General features: G+C 38.5%; 3 protein-coding genes. All 3 read left to right on the top strand.

The features are described 5' to 3' along the window. The first annotated feature begins 13 nt into the window (after window positions 1-13). Genes NHG49_RS29235 through NHG49_RS29225 form a run of 3 tightly spaced genes read left to right on the top strand, consistent with a single transcriptional unit; the run spans window position 14 to window position 25,922 of the window. Window positions 14-4,570: a non-ribosomal peptide synthetase gene (locus NHG49_RS29235; RefSeq protein WP_098644141.1), complete on the top strand. Its 4,557-nt coding sequence runs from the start codon at window positions 14-16 to the stop codon at window positions 4,568-4,570. A gap of 2 nt (window positions 4,571-4,572) precedes the next feature. Next, on the top strand, window positions 4,573-11,043 hold the full coding sequence (locus tag NHG49_RS29230) for a non-ribosomal peptide synthetase (protein ID WP_258127015.1): 6,471 nt from the start codon (window positions 4,573-4,575) through the stop codon (window positions 11,041-11,043). Then, window positions 11,040-25,922, top strand: coding sequence for a non-ribosomal peptide synthetase (locus tag NHG49_RS29225; protein WP_258127014.1), 14,883 nt, complete (start codon window positions 11,040-11,042; stop codon window positions 25,920-25,922). The genes NHG49_RS29230 and NHG49_RS29225 overlap by 4 nt, the downstream gene beginning before the upstream one ends. Window positions 25,923-26,053 lie beyond the last annotated feature (131 nt).

Below are 26,053 nucleotides of genomic sequence, written 5' to 3'. Positions count from 1 at the left end.
GGGAAGATTTTTTATGACCAATGAGGAAAGTTATCCATTAAGTCACCCGCAGCGAAGAATATGGTATACAGAAGTTATTCATTCTGATAAAGGGATATGTAATTTAAGATTTTTATTTAAACTTCATCGAAAAATGAATTATTCAAAATTAAACCAAGTTGTGAATCGTGTTATCAGTGAAAATGACGGTCTATGCATTAGATTAAAAGAAAATGGGCATCAGGAACCTAAACAATATTTTATTAAACATGAAGAACAAGAATTTGAGTTTTTCGATTTCAGTAATGTGGAGAATTCAGATTTACTTGAGGAATGGATTGAGCAGAAAACAAAAGAAACGTTTACATTATTTAATTCGGATTTATACTATTTCGCCTTAATAAAATTAAACGATAATGAATGTGCAGTCTTTGGAAATGTTCATCATATTATCATGGATGGTTTATCAATTCAAATATTTACTGAGCAGATTGCAAAATATTATTATGAAATGCATAACGAGACTGAGGAAGGCGAAATTAAAAATTCATATGTTCAATTTCTGGCTAATGAACAAACATACTTGAATAGTAGTCGCTTTCAAAAAGATCAAAAATTCTGGTTAGAGGAATTTAAAACACTTCCATCTGTGACCGGATTGAAGCCCTATAATACGTACCAAGTTAGTACCAAAGCATCACGCGAAACGTTTATATTATCGGAGCATTTGAAGAGAAAAATAGAATTGTTTTCCGGAAATTACAAATTTAGTTTATATACTCTTTTTGTCGCTGCTTTCTCGTTGTCCATGTATCGGTGGACTTCATCGCTTGATATTGCATTAGGAATGGCTTACGGCAACCGTATGACTAAAATGGAACGAAAATTGATTGGAATGATGGTGAGTACAGTTCCTTTAAGAATGGATATTGATCCAGAAGAAGAAGTGCTTTCATTTATTGGTAGGGTGTCCAGAAAACAAAGTAAATCATTAAGACATCAGAAATATCCATTTGATTTATTATTAAAGCAGATTAATAAAGAGAATAACAGCAATGTGAGACTTTTCGGAACTACGATTGATTATAGGGATCGTGATGAAAGTGGTGACTCACTATGGATTGCAAACCGTGAAGAAGTACAAGATTTTGCAGTGCATATTGAAAATCTAATTGATATAGACTCTTTGCATGTACATATTGATTATCGTGAGGAGCTATTTTCTAAGGAAGAGATAAAACGCTTTTTTAACGTTATGTTAGCGATAATGGAAAACACTTTTGAAAACCCAAAGCAGAAGGTAGCTGAAATCGAAATTATTTCTGATGAAGATAAAAGAAAAAGTTTAGTTGAGTTCAACAATCCTAAGCTGGATTTCCCACCTCGGGAAACTCTTCATGAATTGTTCGAACGACAAGCAATGATTTATCCAAACGCTATTGCAGTTACGTATGAAAAAGAAAAAGTTACTTATAGGCAACTTAATGAACGTGCAAATCAGTTAGCTCATTATCTGCAGAAAAAGGGAATAGGACCTGATACTTTAGTTGGACTGTGTGTTGAACGTTCTCTCGAAATGATTGTAGGTATTTTAGGGATTTTGAAGGCTGGTGGGGCTTATGTTCCGCTTGATCCAACATATCCAGAGCAGCGACTTCAATATATTTTAGAGGATGCTAGCATTCAGATATTCGTAACGCAAGAAAGTTTAAAAGAATTGAAATGGTTACCAGAAAATGTTGAATCGATTTGCCTGAATCGTGATCAAGAAGAGATTGGGAAAGAAAGTAAGACCTTGCCGGTTTCTGATGTGAATTCCCAAAATCTAGCTTACGTAATCTATACTTCGGGATCAACAGGGAATCCAAAGGGCGTTATGATAGAGCATCACAATGTCATTCGGTTATTTAAATCGACGGATTGTTGGTATCAGTTTAATGAAAAAGATACTTGGACGCTTTTTCATTCTTATGCATTTGATTTCTCAGTATGGGAAATTTGGGGAGCATTATTATATGGTGGAAAATTAGTTGTTGTTCCGTACTGGATTAGTCGATCGCCAAAAGATTTTTATCAATTATTGGTGGAGGAAGAAGTCACAGTTCTAAATCAGACACCTTCCGCATTTCGACAATTAATACGAGTGTGTGAACACGAAGATAAGAATAAAAACTTGCAGCTGCGTTATGTGATATTTGGCGGAGAAGCGTTAGAACCCATTAGCTTGTTACCGTGGTTTCAAAGATATGGGGATAAAGAACCACAGCTAATTAACATGTATGGAATTACAGAAACTACAGTTCATGTTACATATTATCCAATTACTCTAGATGATGTACATCATGCTTCGAGAAGTAATATCGGAAAACGGATTCCAGATTTAGAAGTGTATATATTAGATGCTTATCAACAACCTGTTCCTATAGGTGTAGATGGTGAGCTTTATATTGGCGGGGCAGGGCTTGCACGTGGGTATTTAAATAGACCTGAATTAACAGCAGAGCGCTTTATAACTCATCCATTTAGTAGTGATCCGAAAGCTAGATTATACCGGACAGGAGACTTAGCGAGGTATTTGCCAGATGGGAATCTGGATTATCGTGGAAGAATTGATCATCAGGTTAAAATACGTGGTTTCCGAATTGAGATTGGGGAGATTGAGTCTACTTTAAATGCATATGCATCTATAAAAGAGGCAGTTGTAATTGTAAGAGAAGATCAACCGGGTGATAAACGATTAGTAGCTTATGTTGTAGGAGATGGAAATGTCGGTGCGTGGAGAGAGTATCTTAAAGCGAAACTACCGAGCTATATGGTACCTTCGGGATATGTGATGATGGAAGCCATTCCACTTACAGCTAACGGAAAAGTTGATCGTGAGGCCTTACCTATGCCGGAGGAAAAGCAGATTAATAGTGAATGTATTGGCCCTCGGAATAGTAATGAACAGATACTGGCTACCATTTGGAAGCAAGTATTAGGTATTAAAAAGGTGGGAATCTATGATAATTTCTTTGAAATTGGTGGCGACTCGATTCTCAGTATTCAAATCATATCTCAAACAAGTCAAGTGGGGTTAAAACTTACTCCGAAGCAAATGTTTGAATGCCCAACTATTGCCGAGCTGGCACAAGTGGCTATAGAAACGCAGGGAGTACAAGCGGAGCAGGGGATTGTGACAGGAGATGTGCTTCTTACTCCAATTCAGTACTGGTTCTTCGAGCAAGAACATCCACATCCAGAGCATTGGAATCAATCAATGCTTTTAAGAGTAAAAGAGAGATTGGATGTGAAGTTACTAGAGGGAGCAATATTAAATTTAATCAAACATCATGATGCTTTACGTTTTCGGTACGAGCAGTTACCAAACGGAACATGGAGGCAGAGAAATGAAGGGACAGATGAGCTTTCAGTACTCCATGTTGTAAAACGGAACAAAGTTAATGAAAAAGAGTGGAATAAAATAATACAAGAAGAGATGAACATTAATCAAGCTAGTTTCAATTTAGTTACTGGTCCGTTAATGAGAGTAGTTTACTTTGAGGATAACTTGACTGGAAATGATCGAATATTCTGGGTGATTCATCATTTAGTAGTAGATGGAGTATCGTGGAGAATTCTATTGGAAGATTTACAGGTGGTATATAACCAGATGAAACAAGGTCAAGGAATTCGCTTACCTGCGAAAAGTACATCTTTTAAAGAATGGTCTGAACGACTCCAGACATACAGTGATTCGGGTATTTCAAAAGAAGTGCAGGATTATTGGAATGAACAAGTAGAAAAAGAAACGATGACAATTCCAATGGACTATCCAATACAAGAAACAACAGAAGAATCGATTGATCAAGTGACGAGGACTTTAGGGGTAGAAGAAACACAAGCATTGTTACACGAAGTTCCAGTCACTCATAAGACAAGGATTAATGAGGTACTATTGGCGGCATTAGGACAAGCTATCGTCGATTGTACAAATCAGCAAACGGTTTCTATTCATCTAGAAGGACACGGGAGAGAAGAGATGATTGAAGGTATTGATTTATCACGGACAGTGGGCTGGTTCACGAGTATTTATCCTGTTCATCTAAATTTTCAAGGAACTAAAACACCAATTGAAGGCTTAAAGGCTGTCAAAGAACAATTGCGTCGAATTCCGAATCACGGAGTAGACTATGGTATTTTACGTTACTTGAATAAAGAAATACTTCCGTTTTATCAGCAAAAGCCTTCAATAAGCTTTAACTATTTGGGCCAATTTGATCAGGTGTTTTCAAAGGAATCTTTGTTTATGCAAGAGGCAGGGTTTACATTATTAGATCATGCTCCAGATTCCAAGCCATCTCATCTAATTGATGTTATCGGAATGGTGAAAGATGAAAAGTTACATTTTATTTGGATGTATAGTAGAGAACAGTTTTCTAAATTAAAAATTCAAGTAATAGCAGATGGTATGTTGAGGCATCTTCGCCAACTTATAAATAAACCAACAACAGAGTCTGCTTTTACGGTATCAGATTTTGCTGATGCAGAGAATCTTACGGAAGAAAGCTTGAGCAAAGTCTTACTTAAATTAACAAAGAAGAGGGTGTAAAAATGGGAGACGTTATTGATATATATGGTTTATCACCTTTGCAAAAAGGAATACTGTTTCATACTTTATACGATCAAGATGATGAATATTCTTTTTCCTATATTGTACAAGTAGGTTTCTTGCTCGGGGGGCAATTGGATGTTGCTACTTTTGAAAAAGCTTGGGAATATGTTATTCAACGACATGAGGTTCTGCGCTCAGTATTTGTTTGGGAGGAAGTAGAAAAACCTCTACAAGCAGTTTACGAACGTCTTCCTTTTACTATTCATCAAGAGGATTGGAGTACCCATTCGCATGAGGAGAAGGAGAAGAAATTACACCAGTTTTTGACTGCAGATCGTAGGAAAGGATTTTTATTGGATGAAGCACCATTGATGAGAGTCACTGCGATTAAAGAAGCAGAAGGGGAAACGAGAATTATTTGGACACATCATCATATTTTGCTAGATGGTTGGAGTGTTTCATTGGTCTTTAGTGAAGTGATGGAAGTTTATCTCAAGATGATAAAGGGAGAATTGTTGAATCTTCCTAAATCTCTTCCTTATAAAAAATATATCCAGTGGATAAATAAACAAGATCAAAGTCAAGCAGAGGAATTTTGGAAAGAAGAATTAAAAGGGTTCTATGCACCTACGCCATTAGCGATGGAAAGAAAGGATCAAGGGCAGGAGAAGGGCTATGGAGAGTGTGTTTATCAGGTATCTGAGGAATTCACTGAGAATTTACAAGAGTGGGTACGAAATAGTCGATTAACATTGAATACATTAGTCCAAGGAGCATGGGCCTATTTGATGGGTAGGTATAGCGGTGAAAGTGACATCGTATTTGGCGTAACTAGCTCTGGACGTCCTACTGATTTGATAGGAGCAGAGAATATGGTAGGCCTATTTATTAACACTTTACCTACTAGAATTCGATTAACGGATAATACATCTGTAGTAGATTGGCTTCATAAAATACAGATGAAAGAAATGGAACGAAGACAATATGAGTATAATTCATTGATAGATATTCAAGGGTGGAGTGAGGTTCCGCGAAATAGCTCCTTATTTCATACCTTGTATGTGTTTGAAAATTATCCAATTCAAGGTGAGAGAAATGATGATTTAAGATTACTAGATGTTAAAAGCGCGGAACAAACAAATTATCCTTTAACACTCATTGTAATGCCTGGTAAGAAAATTACTTTAAAGTTGATGTATGATCGAAGCTATTTTAATGAAGAAACAATAAATTGGATTCAGAATCACTTATTGCAAATATTAATTCAGATGACGAAGAGCCTAGATTCAAAACTCTTTGAAATTACTCATTTAACAGCGGAAGAACAGATACAGTTATTAGAGGAATGGAATCATACTCAAGTAAATTATTCGGCTGAAGGCATGATTCATACGATGTTTGAGGAGCAAGTTAAAAAAACGCCGGAAGCAATCGCGGCTATTTACGAAAATGAACAAATTACCTATAAAGAGTTGGAGGAGCGTGCGAATCAGCTAGCTCATTATTTACAAAAGCGTGGTGTAGGCTCAGAGTCTCTGGTTGGGATATATATAGAACGTTCATTACAAATGATGATAGCGTTATTAGGTATTCTAAAATCAGGAGCAGCGTATGTTCCACTTGATCCTACTTATCCAGAGAGTCGGCTTCGATATATATTAGAGGATGCTGGAATCGAAGTACTAGTGACGGAAGAGAATTCTAAAAATTTGTTTGTATCTGAAAATGTTGAAACGATTTGTATGAATAAAGATTATACTGCAATTGAAAAAGAAGAAACAACCCCATGTATAAGTGGTGTAACAGGAAGAAGTTTAGCGTATGTTATGTATACTTCAGGATCTACAGGGAATCCAAAGGGAGTAATGATTGAGCATCATTCAGTAATCAATTATCTAGAATGGATGCAACATAAATATCCACTTTCTGAAAAGGATGTGGTCTTGCAGAAAACGCCATTCTCATTTGATGTCTCTGTTTGGGAGTTGTTTTGGGGTATTCACGTTGGTGCATGTGTATCTTTCCTGCCTCCAGGTGGAGAAAAAGATCCTTCTATTATAGCTGAAGTGATTAAAAAACATCAGGTTACTATAGTTCAATTTGTACCTTCGATGTTATCTGTTTTCTTAGATCACTTCAATCATATTGAATTGAACATGAATTGTTCGTCCGTACGCCATGTATTTTCTGGTGGGGAAGAACTAAGTTCAGGGTTGGTTAGACGATTTCAACAGAAATGGAATCATAGTGGACAAGTGAAATTAACCAACTTTTATGGACCAACTGAAGCCACTATTTATGTGAATGCATTTGATATTCAGCCAAATCAAGAATTTGTTTCTATTGGGCAGCCGATACAGAACACGCAATTATATGTATTAGACCAAAATCAACGCTTGCAATCAATAGGAATTGAGGGTGAGTTATATATTGGTGGTGCTGGTTTAGCACGTGGATACTTAAATCGTCCGAATCTTACTGCTGAAAAATTCGTTTCGCATCCATATCGATTCGGGGAACGACTATATCGAACAGGAGATTCAGTAAGATATCTAACTGATGGAAATTTAGAATTTATAGGTAGAATGGACCATCAAGTCAAAATGCGTGGTTTTAGGATTGAATTAGGAGAAATTGAAGCGACTTTAGAAAAATGTTCGTTTATTAAAGAGGCTGTCGTATTAGTTAGAGAAGATCGTCCAGGTGATCAACGATTGGTTGCATATGTAATGAGCGATGGAAATACCCAAGAGTGGAGAGAGTATTTACAAAACCAATTACCGAATCATATGATTCCAGCGCACCTTGTAGAGTTAGAACACTTCCCGCTTACTCCGAATGGGAAAATTGACCGAAAGGCCTTGCCAGTACCTGATGAGCAAACTATTGGAGGTTTAAATGTTCTACCTCGGACGCCATCGGAGGAGCTTATTGCCTCGGTTTGGAGTCAAGTGTTAGGAACTGAAAATATCGGTATTCAGGATTCCTTCTTTGAACGGGGTGGGCACTCACTACTCGCTACTCAAATTGTTTCTCGATTACAAGAATTGTTCCAAATCAAAATCCCATTACGTGAACTTTTCAAGCACGATACAGTGGAGGCATTGGCGAAACGAGTAGATCAGTTACGAAAAGAAGATAAAAAACGAGAGGCTGCCCCCCTTGTACCTATGAAACGAGAAGAAGCTATTCCGCTTTCCTATGCGCAGAAACGTCTATGGTTTATTGATCAATTAATGTCAAATAGTGCTATGTACAATATTCATGCAGCGTGTCGCTTAACAGGTAAATGGTCAATTGAAGCGTTGGAGGTCGGATGGAATCAGTTGTTGGAGCGTCATGAATCATTACGGACGATAATTCTAGAACAAGAGGGTGAACCTTTCCAACAGGTTCAATCTCATGTATTCAGACATATCCCTCAATCGAATCTAACAGATCTCTCTTTTGAAGATAGGGAAAGAGAAATGAAACGGCTCATTCAAAACGAAGCGGAGGAACCATTTCATTTTGGACAAGGTCCTCTGATTCGAACACGAATATTGAAAGTGGACAGGGAAGAATGGGTTCTCATTTGTACGATGCATCATATTATTTCAGATGGATGGTCAATGGGGATTTTACTTGAAGAATGGATGGCTTTTTATGAAGGAGCACTAAGCGGAAAACCGGCGGAATTGAAGGAGTTATCTATCCAATATGCAGACTTTGTTATGTGGCAGAAGGAATGGCAAAAAGAAGAGAATTTGGATCAGCACCTTCGATATTGGAAGGAAGAATTGGCTGGGGAGTTACCGGTTTTACAATTACCGATGGATCGTCCTCGACCTGCGGTTCAAACCCATCGTGGTGCAAGTCAGTCCTTAATGGTGGCGAATTCCCTACAGGAAAAACTCAAAGATTTAAGTCTGCAAGAAGGATGCACTTTATTTATGACATTGATGGCAGCGTATCAAAGCTTCCTTTCTCGTTATACAGGACAGGATGACATCTTGGTTGGAAGCCCAATCGCTAATCGAAATGTTAAAGAGATTGAGGGATTAATAGGTTTCTTTGCAAATACGTTGGTTTATCGAGCTGATTTCAGTGAAAATCCGACGTTCCAAGAACTTTTGTCGCAGGTAAGAAAAAAAGCACTAAAAGCATACGAGTATCAGGACATCCCATTTGAGAAAGTGGTAGAATCCGTAAAGCCGGAACGGAATACAAGTCATTCACCAATATTTCAAACCATGTTTACTTTACAGAATACGAAGCAAGAATTTCCTCAGCTATCTGAAAGGCAAATGGAACTCATGGAAAGCCATGCTTCTGTAGCGAAATTTGATTTGAGTTTATTTGTTACTGAGACGGAAGAAGGATTATCACTAACCTTTGAATACAATACTGATTTGTTTGATGATACAACCATTGAACGTCTGGCAAGTCATTTTGAGCATTGGTTAAATCAAATTGTCTCTCATCCAAAATGTTTATTATCAGAATTGAATATGTTATCGAAAGTAGAATATAAGCAATTACTAGAAGAATGGAATGAATCAGCTGTTATAGATATAGAAGAATGCGCGATTCATACATTGTTTGAAGAACAAGTAGAAAAAACACCAGAAGCAATTGCAGTGGTATGCGAAGATGAAGAACTAACATATCGAGAGTTGGACGAACGCTCGAATCAGCTGGCACATTATTTACAGAAAAATGGTGTAGGTTGCGAATCATTGGTTGGGATTTGTGTTACACGTTCATCTGAGATGATTGTAGGCCTCTTAGGAATTATGAAGGCAGGAGGAGCATATGTCCCAATAGATCCAGCGTATCCGGAAAGTCGACTGCAATACATTTTAGAGGATGCTCAAATAAAGGTACTAGTAACACAGGAAAAATTACAACAAAAAATGGTTATACCTAGATCCGTTGACGTGATTTGTATTGATCGTGATCGAGTAGAAATAGAACAAGAAGTAACTACGGTGTGTACGAGTGAAGTGACGGGCGATAACTTAGCCTATATTATCTATACTTCAGGTTCCACTGGAAATCCAAAGGGAGTAATGATTGAGCATAGGAGTACAGTAACAATGATTCGTTGGGCGCATCACACATATTCCCGAAAGGATTTAGCGGGAGTGTTGGCCTCCACTTCGCTATCCTTTGATCTATCTGTTTTTGAAGTGTTTGTTCCCCTAACGATGGGTGGTAAGGTGATTGTCGCTGAAAATGCTCTACATCTAGACAAGTTGTCTACCAAGGATGTGACTTTAGTCAATACTGTGCCATCGGCAGCGAAGGAACTGGTTCGAGCAAAAACACTCCCTTCTTCGGTAAAGGTGGTGAATTTGGCTGGAGAACCATTGTCATATTCACTTGTTCAAGATTTATATGAGAGAAGTACGGTTGAGAAGGTGTACAACCTATATGGACCGTCCGAAGATACTACTTATTCCACTTATATGGAATTAGAAAAGGGTGTCGTCCATAGGGTACCTCCAATTGGTAAACCAATCTTCAATACAGAAGTATATGTACTAAGTATTGAACAAAAAATGGTTCCAATTGGTGTAGTTGGTGAGCTGTACATTGGTGGATCGGGATTAGCACGTGGATACTTAAACCGCCCTGACTTAACGGAAGATCGTTTTATACCACATCCATTTAAAGAAGGGGAGCGAGTATACCGGACTGGAGATCTAGTAAGGTATTTGCCGGATGGAAATTTGGAGTATCTTGGCCGAATCGATCATCAGGTAAAAATTCGTGGGTTCCGGATTGAACTAGGAGAAATTGAAGCGACATTACAAAAGCATACATTAGTTAACGAAGCTATTGTGACGGTGAGGGAAGATTATCCTGGTGATCTACGTTTGATTGCTTATGTTGTAGGAGATGGGGATGCTCAAAAGTGGCGTGATTATCTCAAGGACCAGCTACCAAATTATATGATTCCAGCCTATTTTGTCGGATTGAATGCATTTCCACTCACTCCAAATGGAAAAATTGATAGGAAGGCCTTACCAGCACCAGAGAAACAGGAGATAGCAAGTGGTTATATTGCTCCTCGTACGCCTACGGAAAAAACAATCGTTTCAATATGGAATGAAGTTTTAGGTATGGAAAACATCGGAATTCAGGATTCGTTTTTTGAAATAGGTGGTCACTCATTACTTGCTACGCAAGCTGTTTCCAGTCTTAAAGAGGCTTTTGGAATTGAGATACCATTGCATGATTTATTTATGTTTCATACGGTGCAGCAATTGGCAGAACAGATTGATCAATTGCTCTATAACAAAAATCAAGAAATTCAGAATGATAGTAAGGAGAATGTAAGTCTTCAAGACTATATTCAAAAAGAAGCAGAAGTCAGTAATGATGAAGAATTACTAGAACTGCTTAAGCAATTAGAAGAGCTATCAGAGGAAGAAGCACAAGGGATATTCGAGAGTAATTTGATTCAGGAAGGGGTAAAAAAATGAAAAGTGATTTACTTGCAAAGCTGAGTTCACTTTCTCCTGAGAAGAGAGCATGGCTTCAGAAGCAAATGCAAAAAAAGGAGAATAAAGAAGCACTCCCGTTGTCTTATGCACAAAAACGTTTGTGGTTTATGGACAGATTTAACCCAAACAGTTCTTTATATAATATTCCAACAGTATGGCATCTAAAAGGAAATTGGATACCTGAAGCATTAGAGAAGGGATTCAATCGACTCATTGAACGTCATGAATCATTACGAACTGTTTTTAAAGAAATAGGAGAACAGCCTGTGCAACAAATTGTCGAATTCCTTCCTAGAGCATTACCTGTAAGAGATTACTCTCAACTTCCTCTAGAAGTAAAAGAAAAAGAGGTAGATAGTTTAATTGCGAGAGAAGCGCAAGAACCATTTGATTTAATGAATGGTCCTTTAATTCGTAATCAGCTTGTTCAATTAGAGAAGGATGAATGGTTATTACTGTGTACGATGCATCATATTATTTCTGATGCTTGGTCCATTGGTATATTCATGAATGAATTACTTGCTTTCTATGAAGAAGAAACGGGCGGAAATCCTGCTAAATTAAGTTCATTATCCATTCAATATGCAGACTTTGCGAAGTGGCAAAAGGAGTGGTTGCAAGGTGATGTGCTAAATCGTCAGCTTACGTATTGGCAGGACGAATTGTCTGGTGAGCTTCCTATCTTACAACTGCCAGTGGATCGACCTCGACCGGTTAAGCAGACTTACTCTGGGGCTGCGTATCATGTGATTTTTCCTAATAAATTGCTCAGTCAATTGAAGGATATAAGTCGACAAGAAGGATCTACTTTATTTATGACTTTAATGGCCGCATACCAGAGCTTTCTTGCTCGTTATACGGGACAAAAAGATATTCTAGTTGGTAGTCCGATTGCAAATCGGAACCATAAGGGAGTAGAAGGATTAATTGGTTTCTTTGTTAATACGTTGGTTTATCGATCAGATTTGAGTGGCACCCCTACTTTTCGAGAGATTTTGAACAAAACAAAGAAAAAGGCGTTAAAAGCTTACGAATATCAAGATATACCATTTGAAAAAGTGGTAGAAGCTGTGCAACCTGAACGAAGCATGAGTCATTCCCCTATATTTCAGACCATGTTTACGCTACAGAATATAAAACAAGAACGACTAGATTTGACTGATAGAAGTATTGAAATGGTAGAAAGTAATATGTCTATTGCTAAATTTGATTTGAGCTTAACTGCCTATGAAGTGGAAGAAGGTCTATTTGTCTCATTTGAATACAACACGGATTTATTTGATAGTAGTACCATTGCACGTATGGCAGGACATTTTGAGAACTGGCTAAATGAAATCACGTATCATCCAGATGAATCATATACAAAGCTGTCAATGTTATCGGATACTGAGCAAAAACAACTCCTAGAAGAATGGAATGATACGGACGTAGTTTATGGTCATGATTGTATGATTCATGAGCTATTTGAGCAGCAAGTTGCACGGACACCTGATGCAGTGGCGGTAGTTTATGAGGGTGGAAAGCTAACGTATCAAGAACTTAATGAAAAATCGAATCAATTGGCGCATTTTTTACAAAAACGAGGTATCGGACCTGAATCATTGGTCGGTATATGTATTGAACGTTCTCCTGATATGATTATCGGTCTCTTTGGGATTTTGAAGGCAGGTGGGGCTTATGTCCCACTGGACCCAAGTTATCCCGAAAACCGCCTGAGATATATTTTGGAGAATTCACAAATTCAAGTGCTGTTAACAAAAGAAACACTACAGGACTGGTTACCTAAAGATATCCAAGCAATTTGTTTAGACCGGGATCAAGCGATGATTTCTAAAGAGAGTAATTTAGCCCCGGTAAGTGGAGTAACAGCAAATAACTTAGCCTATATTATATACACTTCGGGTTCGACGGGAAATCCAAAGGGGGTAATGATTGAACATCATTCCGTTATCAATCGCCTACAGTGGATGCAGAAAAAATATCCATTGGCCGAGGAGGATACAATCCTACAAAAGACACCGTTTTCGTTCGATGTTTCTGTCTGGGAATTATTTTGGTGGTCATTTGTAGGAGCACGTGTTTGTTTACTTCCACCTGGAGGAGAGAAAGATCCTGCGGTGATTGAGGAGTATATTGAGCGATATCGTGTGTCCACCATGCATTTTGTTCCGTCGATGTTATCTACTTTCTTAGATTATATGGAACTATATAATTCGAAAAGGGATGTCTCGTCTTTAATTCAAGTTTTTACTAGTGGAGAAGCGTTAAACACTGAGCAGGTTCGCCGGTTTAAGGGGATCTTTTACAATGTTCAGCAAACAAAGTTAATTAACTTGTATGGTCCTACTGAAGCGACTGTGGATGTGACTTATTATGATTGTGATTTAGAAAAAGAAGCAATGCTTATTCCGATTGGTCGTCCGATTGATAATACAGAGTTGTATGTGTTAGATCAATATCAACAAGTGGTCCCGATTGGTGTGGCAGGGGAACTTTACCTTGGAGGAGTAGGATTGGCACGTGGCTACTTCAATCGACCAGATTTAACTACTGAACGTTTTATTCCGCATCCCTTTAAGGACGGAGAACGATTATATCGAACGGGTGACTTGGTGAGATATATGAATGATCGTAACTTGGAATATATCGGAAGAATAGATAACCAAGTTAAAATTAGAGGATTCCGAATTGAATTGGGAGAAATAGAAGCAGCTTTACATGATTACTCATCTGTAAAAGAGGCAGTCGTGTTGGTGAAGGAAGATCGACCAGGAGATAAGCAGTTAGTAGCTTATGTAGTGGGTGAAGGGGATACTGGGGAGTGGCGTGAATATCTCAAGAAGCAACTGCCACATTATATGGTTCCGGCATACTTTTTCAAAATTGAAGGTATGCCACTCACTCCAAATGGTAAGGTGAATCGGAAAGCCTTACTGGAATTAGAAGAACAGTTCATAAGTGAAGATATTACTTCATCAAGAACACCAGTGGAGGAGCTTATCGTTTCCGTTTGGAGCCAAGTGTTAGGAATAAAAAACATTAGTGTTCAGGATTCCTTTTTTGAAATCGGTGGTCATTCACTACTAGCTACTCAAGTAGTGTCACGTTTACAGGGAATTTTTCAAATCGACTTACCAGTACGTGAACTATTTGAATATACAACGGTGGAGTCACTGGCAAAGCGATTAGATCAGTTACGTAAAGGAAATAAAAAACGAGAGATTCCGCCGCTAATACCAATGAAACGAGGAGAAGCTATTCCACTATCTTATGCCCAACAACGCTTATGGTTTATTGATCAATTTACACCTAATAGTGCCCTTTACAATATGCCAATGGTATGCCGCCTTACAGGGAATTGGCTACTTGAAGCATTGGAAACGGGATGGAATCAACTAATAGAACGTCATGAATCACTGCGGACGGTCTTTCACGAAGTGAACGGTCAACCCGTACAGCAAATTGAACCGTATGCTTTTCAATCAATTCCGAAAACGGATTTAACTATGCTTTCTTCTGAAGATCAAGAAGAAGAAGTTAAACGTTTAATTCAACAAGAAACAGAAGTGCCATTTGATTTAACAGAGGGTCCATTAATCAGGACAAGTATTTTGCACGTGGGAGAGGAAGAATGGATACTCCTTTGTACTCTACATCATATCATTTCAGATGGATGGTCAATGGGAATCCTACTTGAAGAATGGATGGCATTTTATGAGAAAGCAACGGATGGAAAGGTAGCGGAACTTGAACCATTACCGGTTCAATATGCCGACTTTGCTCAGTGGCAAAAAGGATGGCTAAAGGAGGAGGTGCTGGATCAACAACTCCAATATTGGAGGGAAGAATTGTCTGGGGAGCTTCCTGTACTCCAACTTCCTATGGATCACCCGCGTCCCGCAATACAAACTCATCACGGGTCGATATACACTCTGGTTCTGCCAAGCACGCTACATGATAAATTGAATGAACTTAGTCGAAAAGAAGGGGCTACACTCTTCATGACGCTTTTAGCTGCATATCAAAGTTTTCTATCTCGTTATACGGGACAAGAAGATATTCTGGTCGGAAGCCCAATTGCGAATCGGAATTATAGAGAAATTGAAGGACTAATTGGTTTCTTCGTTAACACGCTGGTTTATCGAGCTAATTTGAGTGGTAGACCGACATTTCAAGATGTACTGTATCAGGTTCGTCAAAAGGCATTGAAGGCGTATGAATATCAAGATATTCCATTTGAAAAAATTGTAGAAGTTGTGCAACCGGAGCGAAGTACAAGTCATTCGCCAATCTTCCAGACTATGTTCATTTTGCAAAATATGAAACAAGAGTTTCCGGTGTTATCTAGTAGAAGTATTGAAATGATAGAAAGCCATAGTCCAATTGCAAAGTTTGATTTAAGTGTAATGGCAGCTGAGACGGAAGAGGGTTTACTTTTTACTTTTGAGTACAATAAGGATTTATTCAATGCTACTACTATTGAACGGATGGCAGGACACTTTGAGAAATGGCTACATGAAGTTTCTCATCGCCCACAAAATCCGTTGCATGACCTGAGCATGCTATCAGAACCCGAGCGTACTTTGTTATTAGAAACATGGAATGACACTGTAATGGAAATGTCTCATCAGGGTCTTGTTTGCGACAGATTTGAGGAGCAAGTAGCAAGGCGTCCTGATGCGATTGCGGTAGTTGATCAAACAAAACAGTGGACTTATGGTGAACTGGATACACAAGCAAATCAGTTGGCAAATGTTTTACAGCGAAAGGGAGTAGCCCCAGAGTCAGTGGTAGGAGTTTATCTTCCGAGGTCAGCTGAGCTGATGGCAAGTTTAATAGGCATTTTAAAAGCTGGTGGAGCTTATGTCGTTTTAGATCCGTTGTATCCAAAATCAAGGTTAGAATACATGATTGAAGATGCAGGAATTCAATTTGTAGTGACGGCGGAAGGACAAGAAGGACATTTCGCACACGTCGAAATGGTGAGGTTAGAAGAATTAACGGTGGAAAGCGTAATCGCACCTACACGTCAAATAAATCCAGAGAACTTAGCCTATATTGTCTATACCTCTGGTTCTACAGGAAAACCGAAGGGTGTCATGGTTGAATATCGCTCATTAATGAATATGGTTTCTTGGCATCAGGAAGTTTATCATATTTCAGCAGAGGATCGTGCGACTCAGATTGCAGGGGTTGCTTTTGATTCGGCTGTCCAGGAGATTTGGCCGTATCTAACTGCTGGCGCAACACTCTACTTGTCAACAGAGGAACTGAAAATTAATCCAGAAGCACTAAGGGACTGGCTCATTGATTCACGAATAACAGCTAGCTTTGCACCTACGCCTATTCTGGAAAGGCTCTTGAAATTATCTTGGCCAGATAAAACGGATCTTCGTTTTATCATTACTGGTGGGGATCAATTAACGCAGTACCCATCTAACGATATTCCTTTTGCGGTAATTAATCAGTATGGTCCATCGGAAAATACCGTTGTTACCACAGATTGTTATGTACCTGTAGGAGTGACAACAGGTACGCCATCGATTGGTCGACCGATTGCGAATACAGAAGTTTATGTGTTAGATTCTCATCTTCAGCTAGTACCAATTGGTGTAATTGGAGATCTCTATATTGGAGGGAAGAGTCTTGCACGTGGATATGCTAATCGTCCGGATCTTACAAAGGAAAAATTTATTCCACATCCTTTCAAGTCAGGAGAACGTCTCTATTATACAGGAGACAAAGCAAGTTATCTTTCTGATGGTAATCTCCAGTTCCATGGACGTATAGATGACCAAGTGAAAATTCGTGGTTTCCGGATTGAATTGGGAGAAATAGAAGCTGTTTTGCAGGCACATTCTTCTGTGAAAGAAGCAGTTGTATTGGTACGAGAGGATAATCAAGGTGACAAGAGATTAGTAGCTTATGTAGTTGGTGAAGGAAGTGTACATGAATGGCGAGAACATCTACAAACACATTTACCAAATTACATGGTTCCAACAAACTTTATTGAGATGGAATTTTTACCACTTACACCGAATGGAAAACTTGATTTGAAGGCATTGCCTATACTTAGTGAACAATCCGCCGAAAATACTGTATACCCACGAACTCCGCTGGAAGAACTTATCGCTTCAGTGTGGAGTCAAGTGCTAGGAATAAAAGAAATTGGTGTTCAGGATTCTTTCTTTGAGCTTGGTGGTCACTCTCTACTTGCTACACAAGTGGTCTCACGCTTACAGGAAGTCTTTCAAATCAAATTACCGGTACGTGAACTGTTCGAATATTCAACGGTCGAGGCATTATCGAAACGAATAGATCAGTTACGTAAGGGGAGTGAAAAACGAGAAATTCCACCATTGGTGCCGATGGAACGCGGAAATAATATTCCACTATCTTATGCCCAACAGCGCTTATGGTTTATTGATCAATTTGCACCTAATAGTGCACTTTATAATATGCCAATGGCATGCCGCCTTACAGGGAATTGGTTACCTGAGGGATTGGAGTTGGGATGGAATCAGTTGATAGAGCGTCATGAATCTTTGCGGACTGTATTTTATGAAGAGGATGGCCATCCTGTGCAGCAGATTCAACCGTACGTTTTCCGTCCGCTTCTCCAAATGGACTTAACTAAGCTTTCATTAGAGGAGCGAGAAAGAAAGTTGGAGCAATGGATTCAAACTGAAGTCGAATCTCCATTTGATTTAGAACAAGGGCCATTGTTCCGTGGGAAACTCATAAGAATTTCAGAAGAAGAATGGGTTCTTCTGTGTAATATGCATCATATTATCTCAGATGGATGGTCGATGGAAATCTTACTTCAAGAATGGATGGCATTTTATGAGAATGCGATTGGTGAAAAACAAGCAGATCTGGAACCACTACCAGTTCAATATGCCGATTTTGCTCAGTGGCAAAGAGAATGGTTGAAAGATGAAGTACTATATCAACAACTTGCATATTGGAAGGAAGAATTATCTGGTGAGTTACCAGTCTTAATGTTGCCAGTGGATCGTCCGCGTCCGCCAGTGCAAACCCACCATGGATTAACTCATAATGTTTTGTTATCGCGCCCATTACTGGATAAATTAAACGAACTAAGTCGTCAAGAAGGGGCCACACTTTTCATGACCTTATTGGCATCGTATCAAAGTTTCCTTGCTCGTTATACGGGACAAACGGATATTATTGTTGGCAGCCCAATTGCAAATCGAAATTATCGAGAAATTGAAGGACTGATTGGTTTCTTTGTCAATACATTGGTTTATCGAGCTGATTTAAGTAATGCACCGGCATTTCAAGAGTTGTTGTCTCAAGTGCGGATAAAAGCATTGAAGGCATATGAGTATCAAGATGTTCCGTTTGAGAAAATTGTAGAGGTTATCCAACCTGAACGAAATACAAGCCATTCTCCGATTTTCCAAACCATGTTTACTTTGCAAAATACGGGACAGAAGCTACCAGAACTACATGGAAGAAATATAGAAGTAATGGAAAGTAATGCTCCAATCGCTAAGTTTGATTTAAGTTTAACAGCTGCAGAAGTGGAAGAGGGTTTATTACTTACTTTTGTTTATAGAACTGATTTATTTGACAGCTTAACTATTGAATCCATGGCTGAACATTTTGGGAACTGGTTGAATGTAATCGTGGAGAATCCTGATAAATCATTAGCTAAGTTGCCTATATTATCAGGATTACAGCAAAAACAGTTGGAAGAGTGGAATAATAATGCTGTAACATATCTACGGGAAAGTACGATTCATCAGCTGTTTGAAGAGCAAGTAAATCGTACACCTGATGCGGTAGCAGTGGTAGATGAAAAACAGCAGTTAACATATCGAGAGCTTAATGAAAAAGCTAATCAATTGGCCCTCTATCTTCAGCAATGTGGGATTGGGACTGAATCATTAGTTGGACTTTGCTTTGAGCGTTCAGTTGAGATGATTGTTGGTATTATGGGGATCTGGAAGGCTGGAGCAGCATATGTTCCATTGGACCCATCATATCCAGAAAGTCGCATACGATATATTTTGGAGGACACTGAAATTCAAGTATTAGTTACGAATGAGTCATTAGGAGGTTGGATACCCAAAGAAGTCAAGGCAGTTTGTCTAGATAGGGATCAGGCAATGATTTCAAAAGAAAGCATTCTTTCACCAAAATGTGAAGTAACAGGAGAAAACCTAGCGTATGTTATCTATACTTCTGGATCGACGGGGAATCCAAAGGGTGTCTTGATACAGCATCATTCTGTAATAAACTTGTCGCATGGTTTACAAAAAGAGGTTTTCGAACATGAGATACCATCTAACATGCATGTCGGTTTAAATGCGTCAATTGCCTTTGATGCATCTATTCAGCAATTACAAATGCTGTTGTATGGTTCAAGTTTGTATATTATTCCGAATGAAGTACGAAGTGATCCGGAACAGTTTGTAGCTTATATTAGGGAGAACAAGTTAGCAATCTTTGATATAACACCTTCAATGCTTCAATTACTTATAGATGCCGGACTGTTAGAAACGTACGATGGTGTTCATGTTCCAAGTAAGGTATTGGTTGGCGGCGAAGCGATTATGCCGTCATTATGGGAACAGCTAGTAGAGACTGTTAAAATTGAGTTTTATAATGTATATGGTCCTACAGAATGTACGGTTGATGCAACATGCTATCATATCAAAAAAGATAGTGAAAGAGTAACGATTGGGCGTCCGTTGCCTAACGTTCAAACTTATGTATTGGATAGAAATGGGTTGCCAGTTCCAGTTGGTGTGATGGGTGAACTTTATATCGGAGGAGCGGGTCTAGCGAGGGGATACTTAAATCGTCCAGAGTTAACATCCGAACGATTTATTTCTCATCCATTCAAAGAAGGCGAGAGATTATATAGAACAGGCGATCTTGTGAGATATCTTTCTGATGGTAATATAGACTATTTAGGAAGAATGGATAATCAAGTGAAGATTAGAGGATTTCGAATCGAACTTGGGGAGATTGAGTCGACTTTACAGGAGCATGACTTGATAAAAGAGGCAGTTGTAATAGTTAGGGAAAATCAGTCGGGAGATAAGAGGTTAGTAGCTTATATAGTGGGCGAAGGCAGTTTAGAAGAATGGCGTGAGTATCTTAAAATAAAACTACCAATCCATATGATACCTTCCTACTTTGTCGAAATGAAAGAATTACCGCTAACCATAAATGGAAAGGTTGATCGGAAATCGTTACCTATACCAGATTATCAAGGAACACAAGAAGGGTACGCGGCCCCAAGAAATGAACGTGAACATAAGCTTTCTATCATTTGGGAAAGTGTGCTAGGTTCAAAACGTATTGGTATTTATGATAACTTTTTTGAAATTGGTGGAGATTCAATTCTTAGCATTCAGATTGTCTCTCGTGCGAAGCAAGCTGGTTTACAGTTGACACCAAAACAACTATTTGAACACCAAACGATTGCTGAGTTGGCGCTAGTAGTCAAAGAAGAACAAGGTGTACAAGCTGAACAAGGAATTATAACTGGAGAGACGATACTTACACCTATTCAGCAAAGGTTTTTTGCACAAAATCATCCTAACCCACATCATTGGAATCAATCCATGTTCTTTAGAACGAAAGAAAAATTGGACATAGGATCACTGGAAAAGGCAGCGCGTAACCTTCTACTTCATCATGATGCCCTGCGTTTAAGATATGAACGTTTACCTAATGGGGCTTGGAAACAGTGGAATGAAGGAATTGAAGAACAATTGATGCTGACTGTCATTTCATTAGACGAAGTGCCGGAAGCGGATTGGCATGAAGTTATTCAAAAAGAGATTAATGTTGCACAAGAAAGATTGAATTTACATGATGGTCCGTTAATGAGAATGGTGTATTTTGATGAAGGTGAGAAGACTGGCCGATTATTTTGGACAATTCATCACTTAGCCGTGGATGGTGTTTCTTGGCGAATTTTATTGGAAGATTTGCAAACAGCATATACGCAAGCAGTCCAAGGGCAAAAAATTCAATTACCTATGAAGAGTACATCTTTTAAAGAATGGTCGGAGAAATTACAACATTACGCTGAAACTGGAATATCAAAAGAAGTGCTACATTACTGGGAGCAGCAGGGTGAACAAGACGTAGTTATACTGCCAGTAGATGGTACTATAAGTAATCCAGTAAGCGCAGTAACTGAGGAAATTACTGTGGTGTTAAATGAGAATGAGACCCGTATGTTATTGCAAGAGACTTTAAGCACTCACCGTGTCCAAATCAATGAAGTATTATTAGCAGCATTGGTACAAGCTACAGCAGCATGTACGGGGCAGCCGATATTAAGCGTAGATTTAGAGGGACATGGTCGAGAAGAGATTATTGAAGATGTTGATTTATCGAGAACCGTGGGATGGTTTACAAGTATTTACCCAGTTCATTTAAATATTACTAGTGCTAATACGCCAATTGCAGCATTAAAAGCAGTTAAAGAACAAGTTCGCAAAATTCCTAATAAGGGTGTTGATTATGGGGTGTTGCGTTACATGAACGCAACAATGTGTGAGCAATTGAGCTCTCAACATACACCGTCTATTAGTTTTAACTATCTTGGACAATTTGATCAAATGTTTTCTAGCGATGCAATGTTTATGCCGGAGAACGAATTTAAGCGTTTAGATCATGCTGCCGGTTCCAAGCGATCGCATGTAATTGATGTAATTGGGGTTGTAACGAATGGAAAACTTCAGTTCACTTGGGTATACAATGTTGAACAATTCGCCAAATCAAAGATTCAAAGTATGGCACAGAATATGCTATATCAACTGAGCAGATTGATTCAACCTTCAGATAGAGAATCTGCACTGACCATTTCGGATTTTGCAATGGCTAATCTTAACCAAGTAGGTTTGACAAATGTACTAAACAAAATGAATCGTGGAAAGAACAATCAGATTACTGATTTATATCCACTATCACCTTTGCAAGAAGGTATGATTTTCCACACATTGCATGACCAAGGGAATGAACATGTTGCACCATATATAGTGCAATTAAGTTTTATGATTAAAGGAAAAATGGATATTCCTACTTTTGAGCAGGCATGGAAATCTGTAATTCAGCGGCATGAAATTTTTCGTACAGCATTTGTTTGGGACGAAATTGAAGAACCATTACAAGTGGTGTATGAAAATATCCCATTTAAAGTGAACAAAGAAGACTGGCGTACAATGACAACTAAAGAGATAGAGGAAAAAAGAAAAGTCTTTTTGGCATTAGATCGAAAACAAGCCTTCCAATTTGATGAAGCGCCATTGATGCGGGTAACGGTCATTCAAGAAGGTGAGGAAGAATATCGGATTGTTTGGACACATCACCATATTTTACTGGATGGATGGAGTTTACCATTGGTCTTTAATGAATTACTTACAGTCTATCAGAAGAGAATGAATGGAAAAGCTGTAAAGTTACCTAAACCCTCACCATATAAGAAATATATCCAATGGCTCAGGGAACAAGATAAGGAGCAGGCGGAACAATTCTGGAGAGAAAAGCTTAAAGGTTTTACTGCACCAACTTTGCTGGGCTTAGAAAGTAAAGAGGAAGAAAAAGGTTATACAGAAAAGGTTACCTATTTATCAGAAGAGCAGACTCAAGCGTTACAAGGATGGGCGAAACGAAATAAACTTACTTTGAGTACAGTAATTCAAGGTGCATGGGCATATCTCATGAGCCGATATAGTGGAGAAAATGACATTGTCTTTGGTGTAACAAGCTCAGGGCGTCCTACGGAGATTATTGATGTTGAAAACATCGTAGGTCCTTTCATTACAACGTCACCGACGCGAATTCAATTGATGGATGATATAAAAGTAATAGATTGGTTGCAGAAGATACAAGAGGAAGAGATAGAAAGAAGACAATATGAGTATGCTTCTTTGACAGAGATTCAGGGGTGGAGTGAGGTTCCTAGAGGTACACCGCTGTTCAATTGTTTATATGTGTTTGAAAATTATCCAGTGAAAGAAGGATCTTCAGGAAATTTGGAAATTGGTGAATTGAAAGGGGTAGAACAAACCCACTACCCACTAGGATTGGCTATAGTTCCAGGAATCCAGTTATCGTTAAAGTTAATGTATGACCGTAGTAAGTTTAATAGAGTAACCATTGAACGAACGTTGGGTCATTTACACAAAGTGTTAATGCAAATGCTCAAAAACATTGATCAAAATCTATCGGAACTAGTATATATTACGGAGGCTGAACAAAGAAGGCTATTGGAAGAATGGAATAATAATGCTATATCCTATCCACGTGAGAATGTAATTCATCAACTATTCGAAGAGCAAGTAAATCGTACACCTGACGCGGTGGCATTGGTAGATGATAAACAGCAACTAACGTATCGAGAGATGAATGAAAGAGCTAATCAATTAGCCCATCATTTACAGAAATGTGGAATTGGGACAGAGTCATTAGTTGGCCTCTGCTTTGATCGATCAGTTGAGATGGTTGTTGGTCTCATGGGAATTTGGAAGGCTGGAGCAGCCTATGTTCCATTGGATCCATCTAATCCGGAAAGCCGCCTGCAATATATTTTAGAAGACACGGGAATTAAAGTGTTAGTTACAAATGAGGTATTACTAGGATGGATACCTAAAGACATCAAGACAGTTTGCCTAGATAGGGACCAAGCAATGCTTTCTCAAGAAAGCAAACTTTCACCAATATGTGAGGTAACAGGGGAAAACTTAGCGTATGTTATCTATACTTCTGGTTCGACAGGGAATCCAAAGGGGGCTTTAGTACAGCACCATTCTGTAATAAACCTATCCTATGGTTTACAAAAAGAAGTTTTCTCACATGAGATACCTAGTAATATTCGCGTCGGTTTGAATGCGTCAATTGCCTTTGATGTATCTATTCAGCAATTACAAATGTTGCTTTATGGTTCAAGTTTATATATTATCCCAAGTGAAGTTCGCACTAATCCGGAACAATTTGTGTCCTATATTAGGGAGAATAAATTGGAAATGTTTGATATGACACCTTCATTACTTCAATTACTTATAGATGGGGGATTGCTAGAAATAAGTGCTGATGTTCATGTACCAAGTAAGATATTAGTCGGTGGTGAAGCAATCATGCCGTCATTATGGGAACAGCTAGTAGAGACCGAAAAAATTGATTTTTATAACGTATACGGTCCTACAGAATGTACGGTTGATGCAACGTGTTATCATATTCAAACAGATAGTAAGAAAGTTACAATTGGACGTCCGTTGCCGAACGTTCAAACTTATGTATTGGATAAAAATTTGTTACCTGTTCCAGTTGGTGTAACAGGTGAGCTATATATCGGTGGTGCAGGTATAGCGAGAGGATACTTGAATCGTCCAGAATTAACAGCAGAGCGATTTATCCGTCATCCATTTAATGAAGAAGAGCGTTTATATCGTACGGGAGATTTGGTTCGTTATTTACCTGATGGTAATTTAGATTACTTGAGAAGAATTGATAATCAAGTGAAAATTAGGGGCTTTCGTATTGAACTTGAAGAGATTGAAGCGAATCTAGAGAGGCATCCATTGGTAAAAGAAGCAGTAGTTTTGGTAACAGAGGATAAATTAGGAGAGCAGAGATTGGTTGCTTATGTAGTTGGAGATGGAAGTATGCATGATTGGCGTGAATATCTCAAGAGACAAGTACCGAATTATATGGTTCCTGCACACTTTATTAAGATAGACGAGATTCCTCTTACAACGAATGGAAAAGTTGATCGAAAGGCATTGAACAATTTAACTATTCAAAGAGAAAATAACTTCTCTACACCAATCATTCCAAGGGATGAAATTGAATATCAGTTGATTAAAATCTGGCAGGATTTGTTACAGATAGAAGATGTCTATGTAAATGATGATTTCTTTAATAGAGGGGGACACTCTCTCCTTGTAATTAAATTAGTTTCAAAAATTAGGGAGAAGTTTGGAAAAGAGATTAAGGTGTCTACATTGGTTAAGAATCCAACAGTGGAAGGAATCGCATGCCTTATTCGTGATAAGCATGATATGACGAAATCAGTATCAGCGCTGGTTCCACTGCAAGAATCAGAAAAAAGATCTTTCTTCTGCGTTCATCCGTTTATGGGGAATGTATTCTGTTACATTCAACTAGCAAGATTGCTTAAGAACCACTGTTCATTTTATGGTTTACAGAATCCTCTCATAGAAAAGAGAGAAATTGATGATTTGACCTTGCCGGAAGTAATTCAACTTTACATTGAAGAAATAAAACGTGTTCAGCCAGAAGGCCCATATCGTCTTGGAGGATGGTCTTTAGGCGGTGCAATTGCTTATAAAATTGCAACTGTATTAAGGAATCAAGGAGAGGAAGTTGAGTTTTTGGTACTAATGGATACTAAAGTACCTTCAGAGCAAGATCGTAAAACAAGGGAGGATATGCTCTCATATATATCTGAACATTTCATTCCTAGAGATCTTACTGAGCAGGAAGAAGGCCTCGTCCATAAGCAAGATATGCTTGTGGAGCGATTAATTATGGAAGGAGTACTCCCGCCTGATGCAAATCTTATGAATTTGAAGCAAGTTATCAATGCTCATAGGAAATGCCTGAACTTAATGGCAGAGAATGATTTGATACCATACTTTGGAGAAGTTATCTACTTTAGTGCTGAGGAAGGAAAAGAGTTGTTTACAAATTGGGGACCTTTATTAAAAGGAAGAGTAAATAAGTATTCTGTCCCTGGATCACATGAGGAAATAGTAGACTTCCCCGCAGTTGAAAAGATAGCTAAGTACCTATTAAATGAATTTGAAGGGATAAAAGAAACATCCCTTTCATTTACTGAAAAGTAGAGAGTGCAAAAGATGCAACGCTATGAACGAAAAGGGCAGCCCAATAACTGCAAATAAAGTGTAGGCAATAATGAATATATCAAGAGTATTACTTTTTAAGAGGATAATGGAAAATTTACTTGATAGAGACA

It is taken from the genome of Bacillus sp. IBL03825 (genome assembly GCF_024712505.1).
In the GTDB taxonomy this organism is placed as follows: domain Bacteria; phylum Bacillota; class Bacilli; order Bacillales; family Bacillaceae_G; genus Bacillus_A; species Bacillus_A wiedmannii.
The sequence above is the reverse complement of the archived record's forward strand: the minus strand, read 5'-3'. Positions and strand labels throughout refer to the sequence as shown.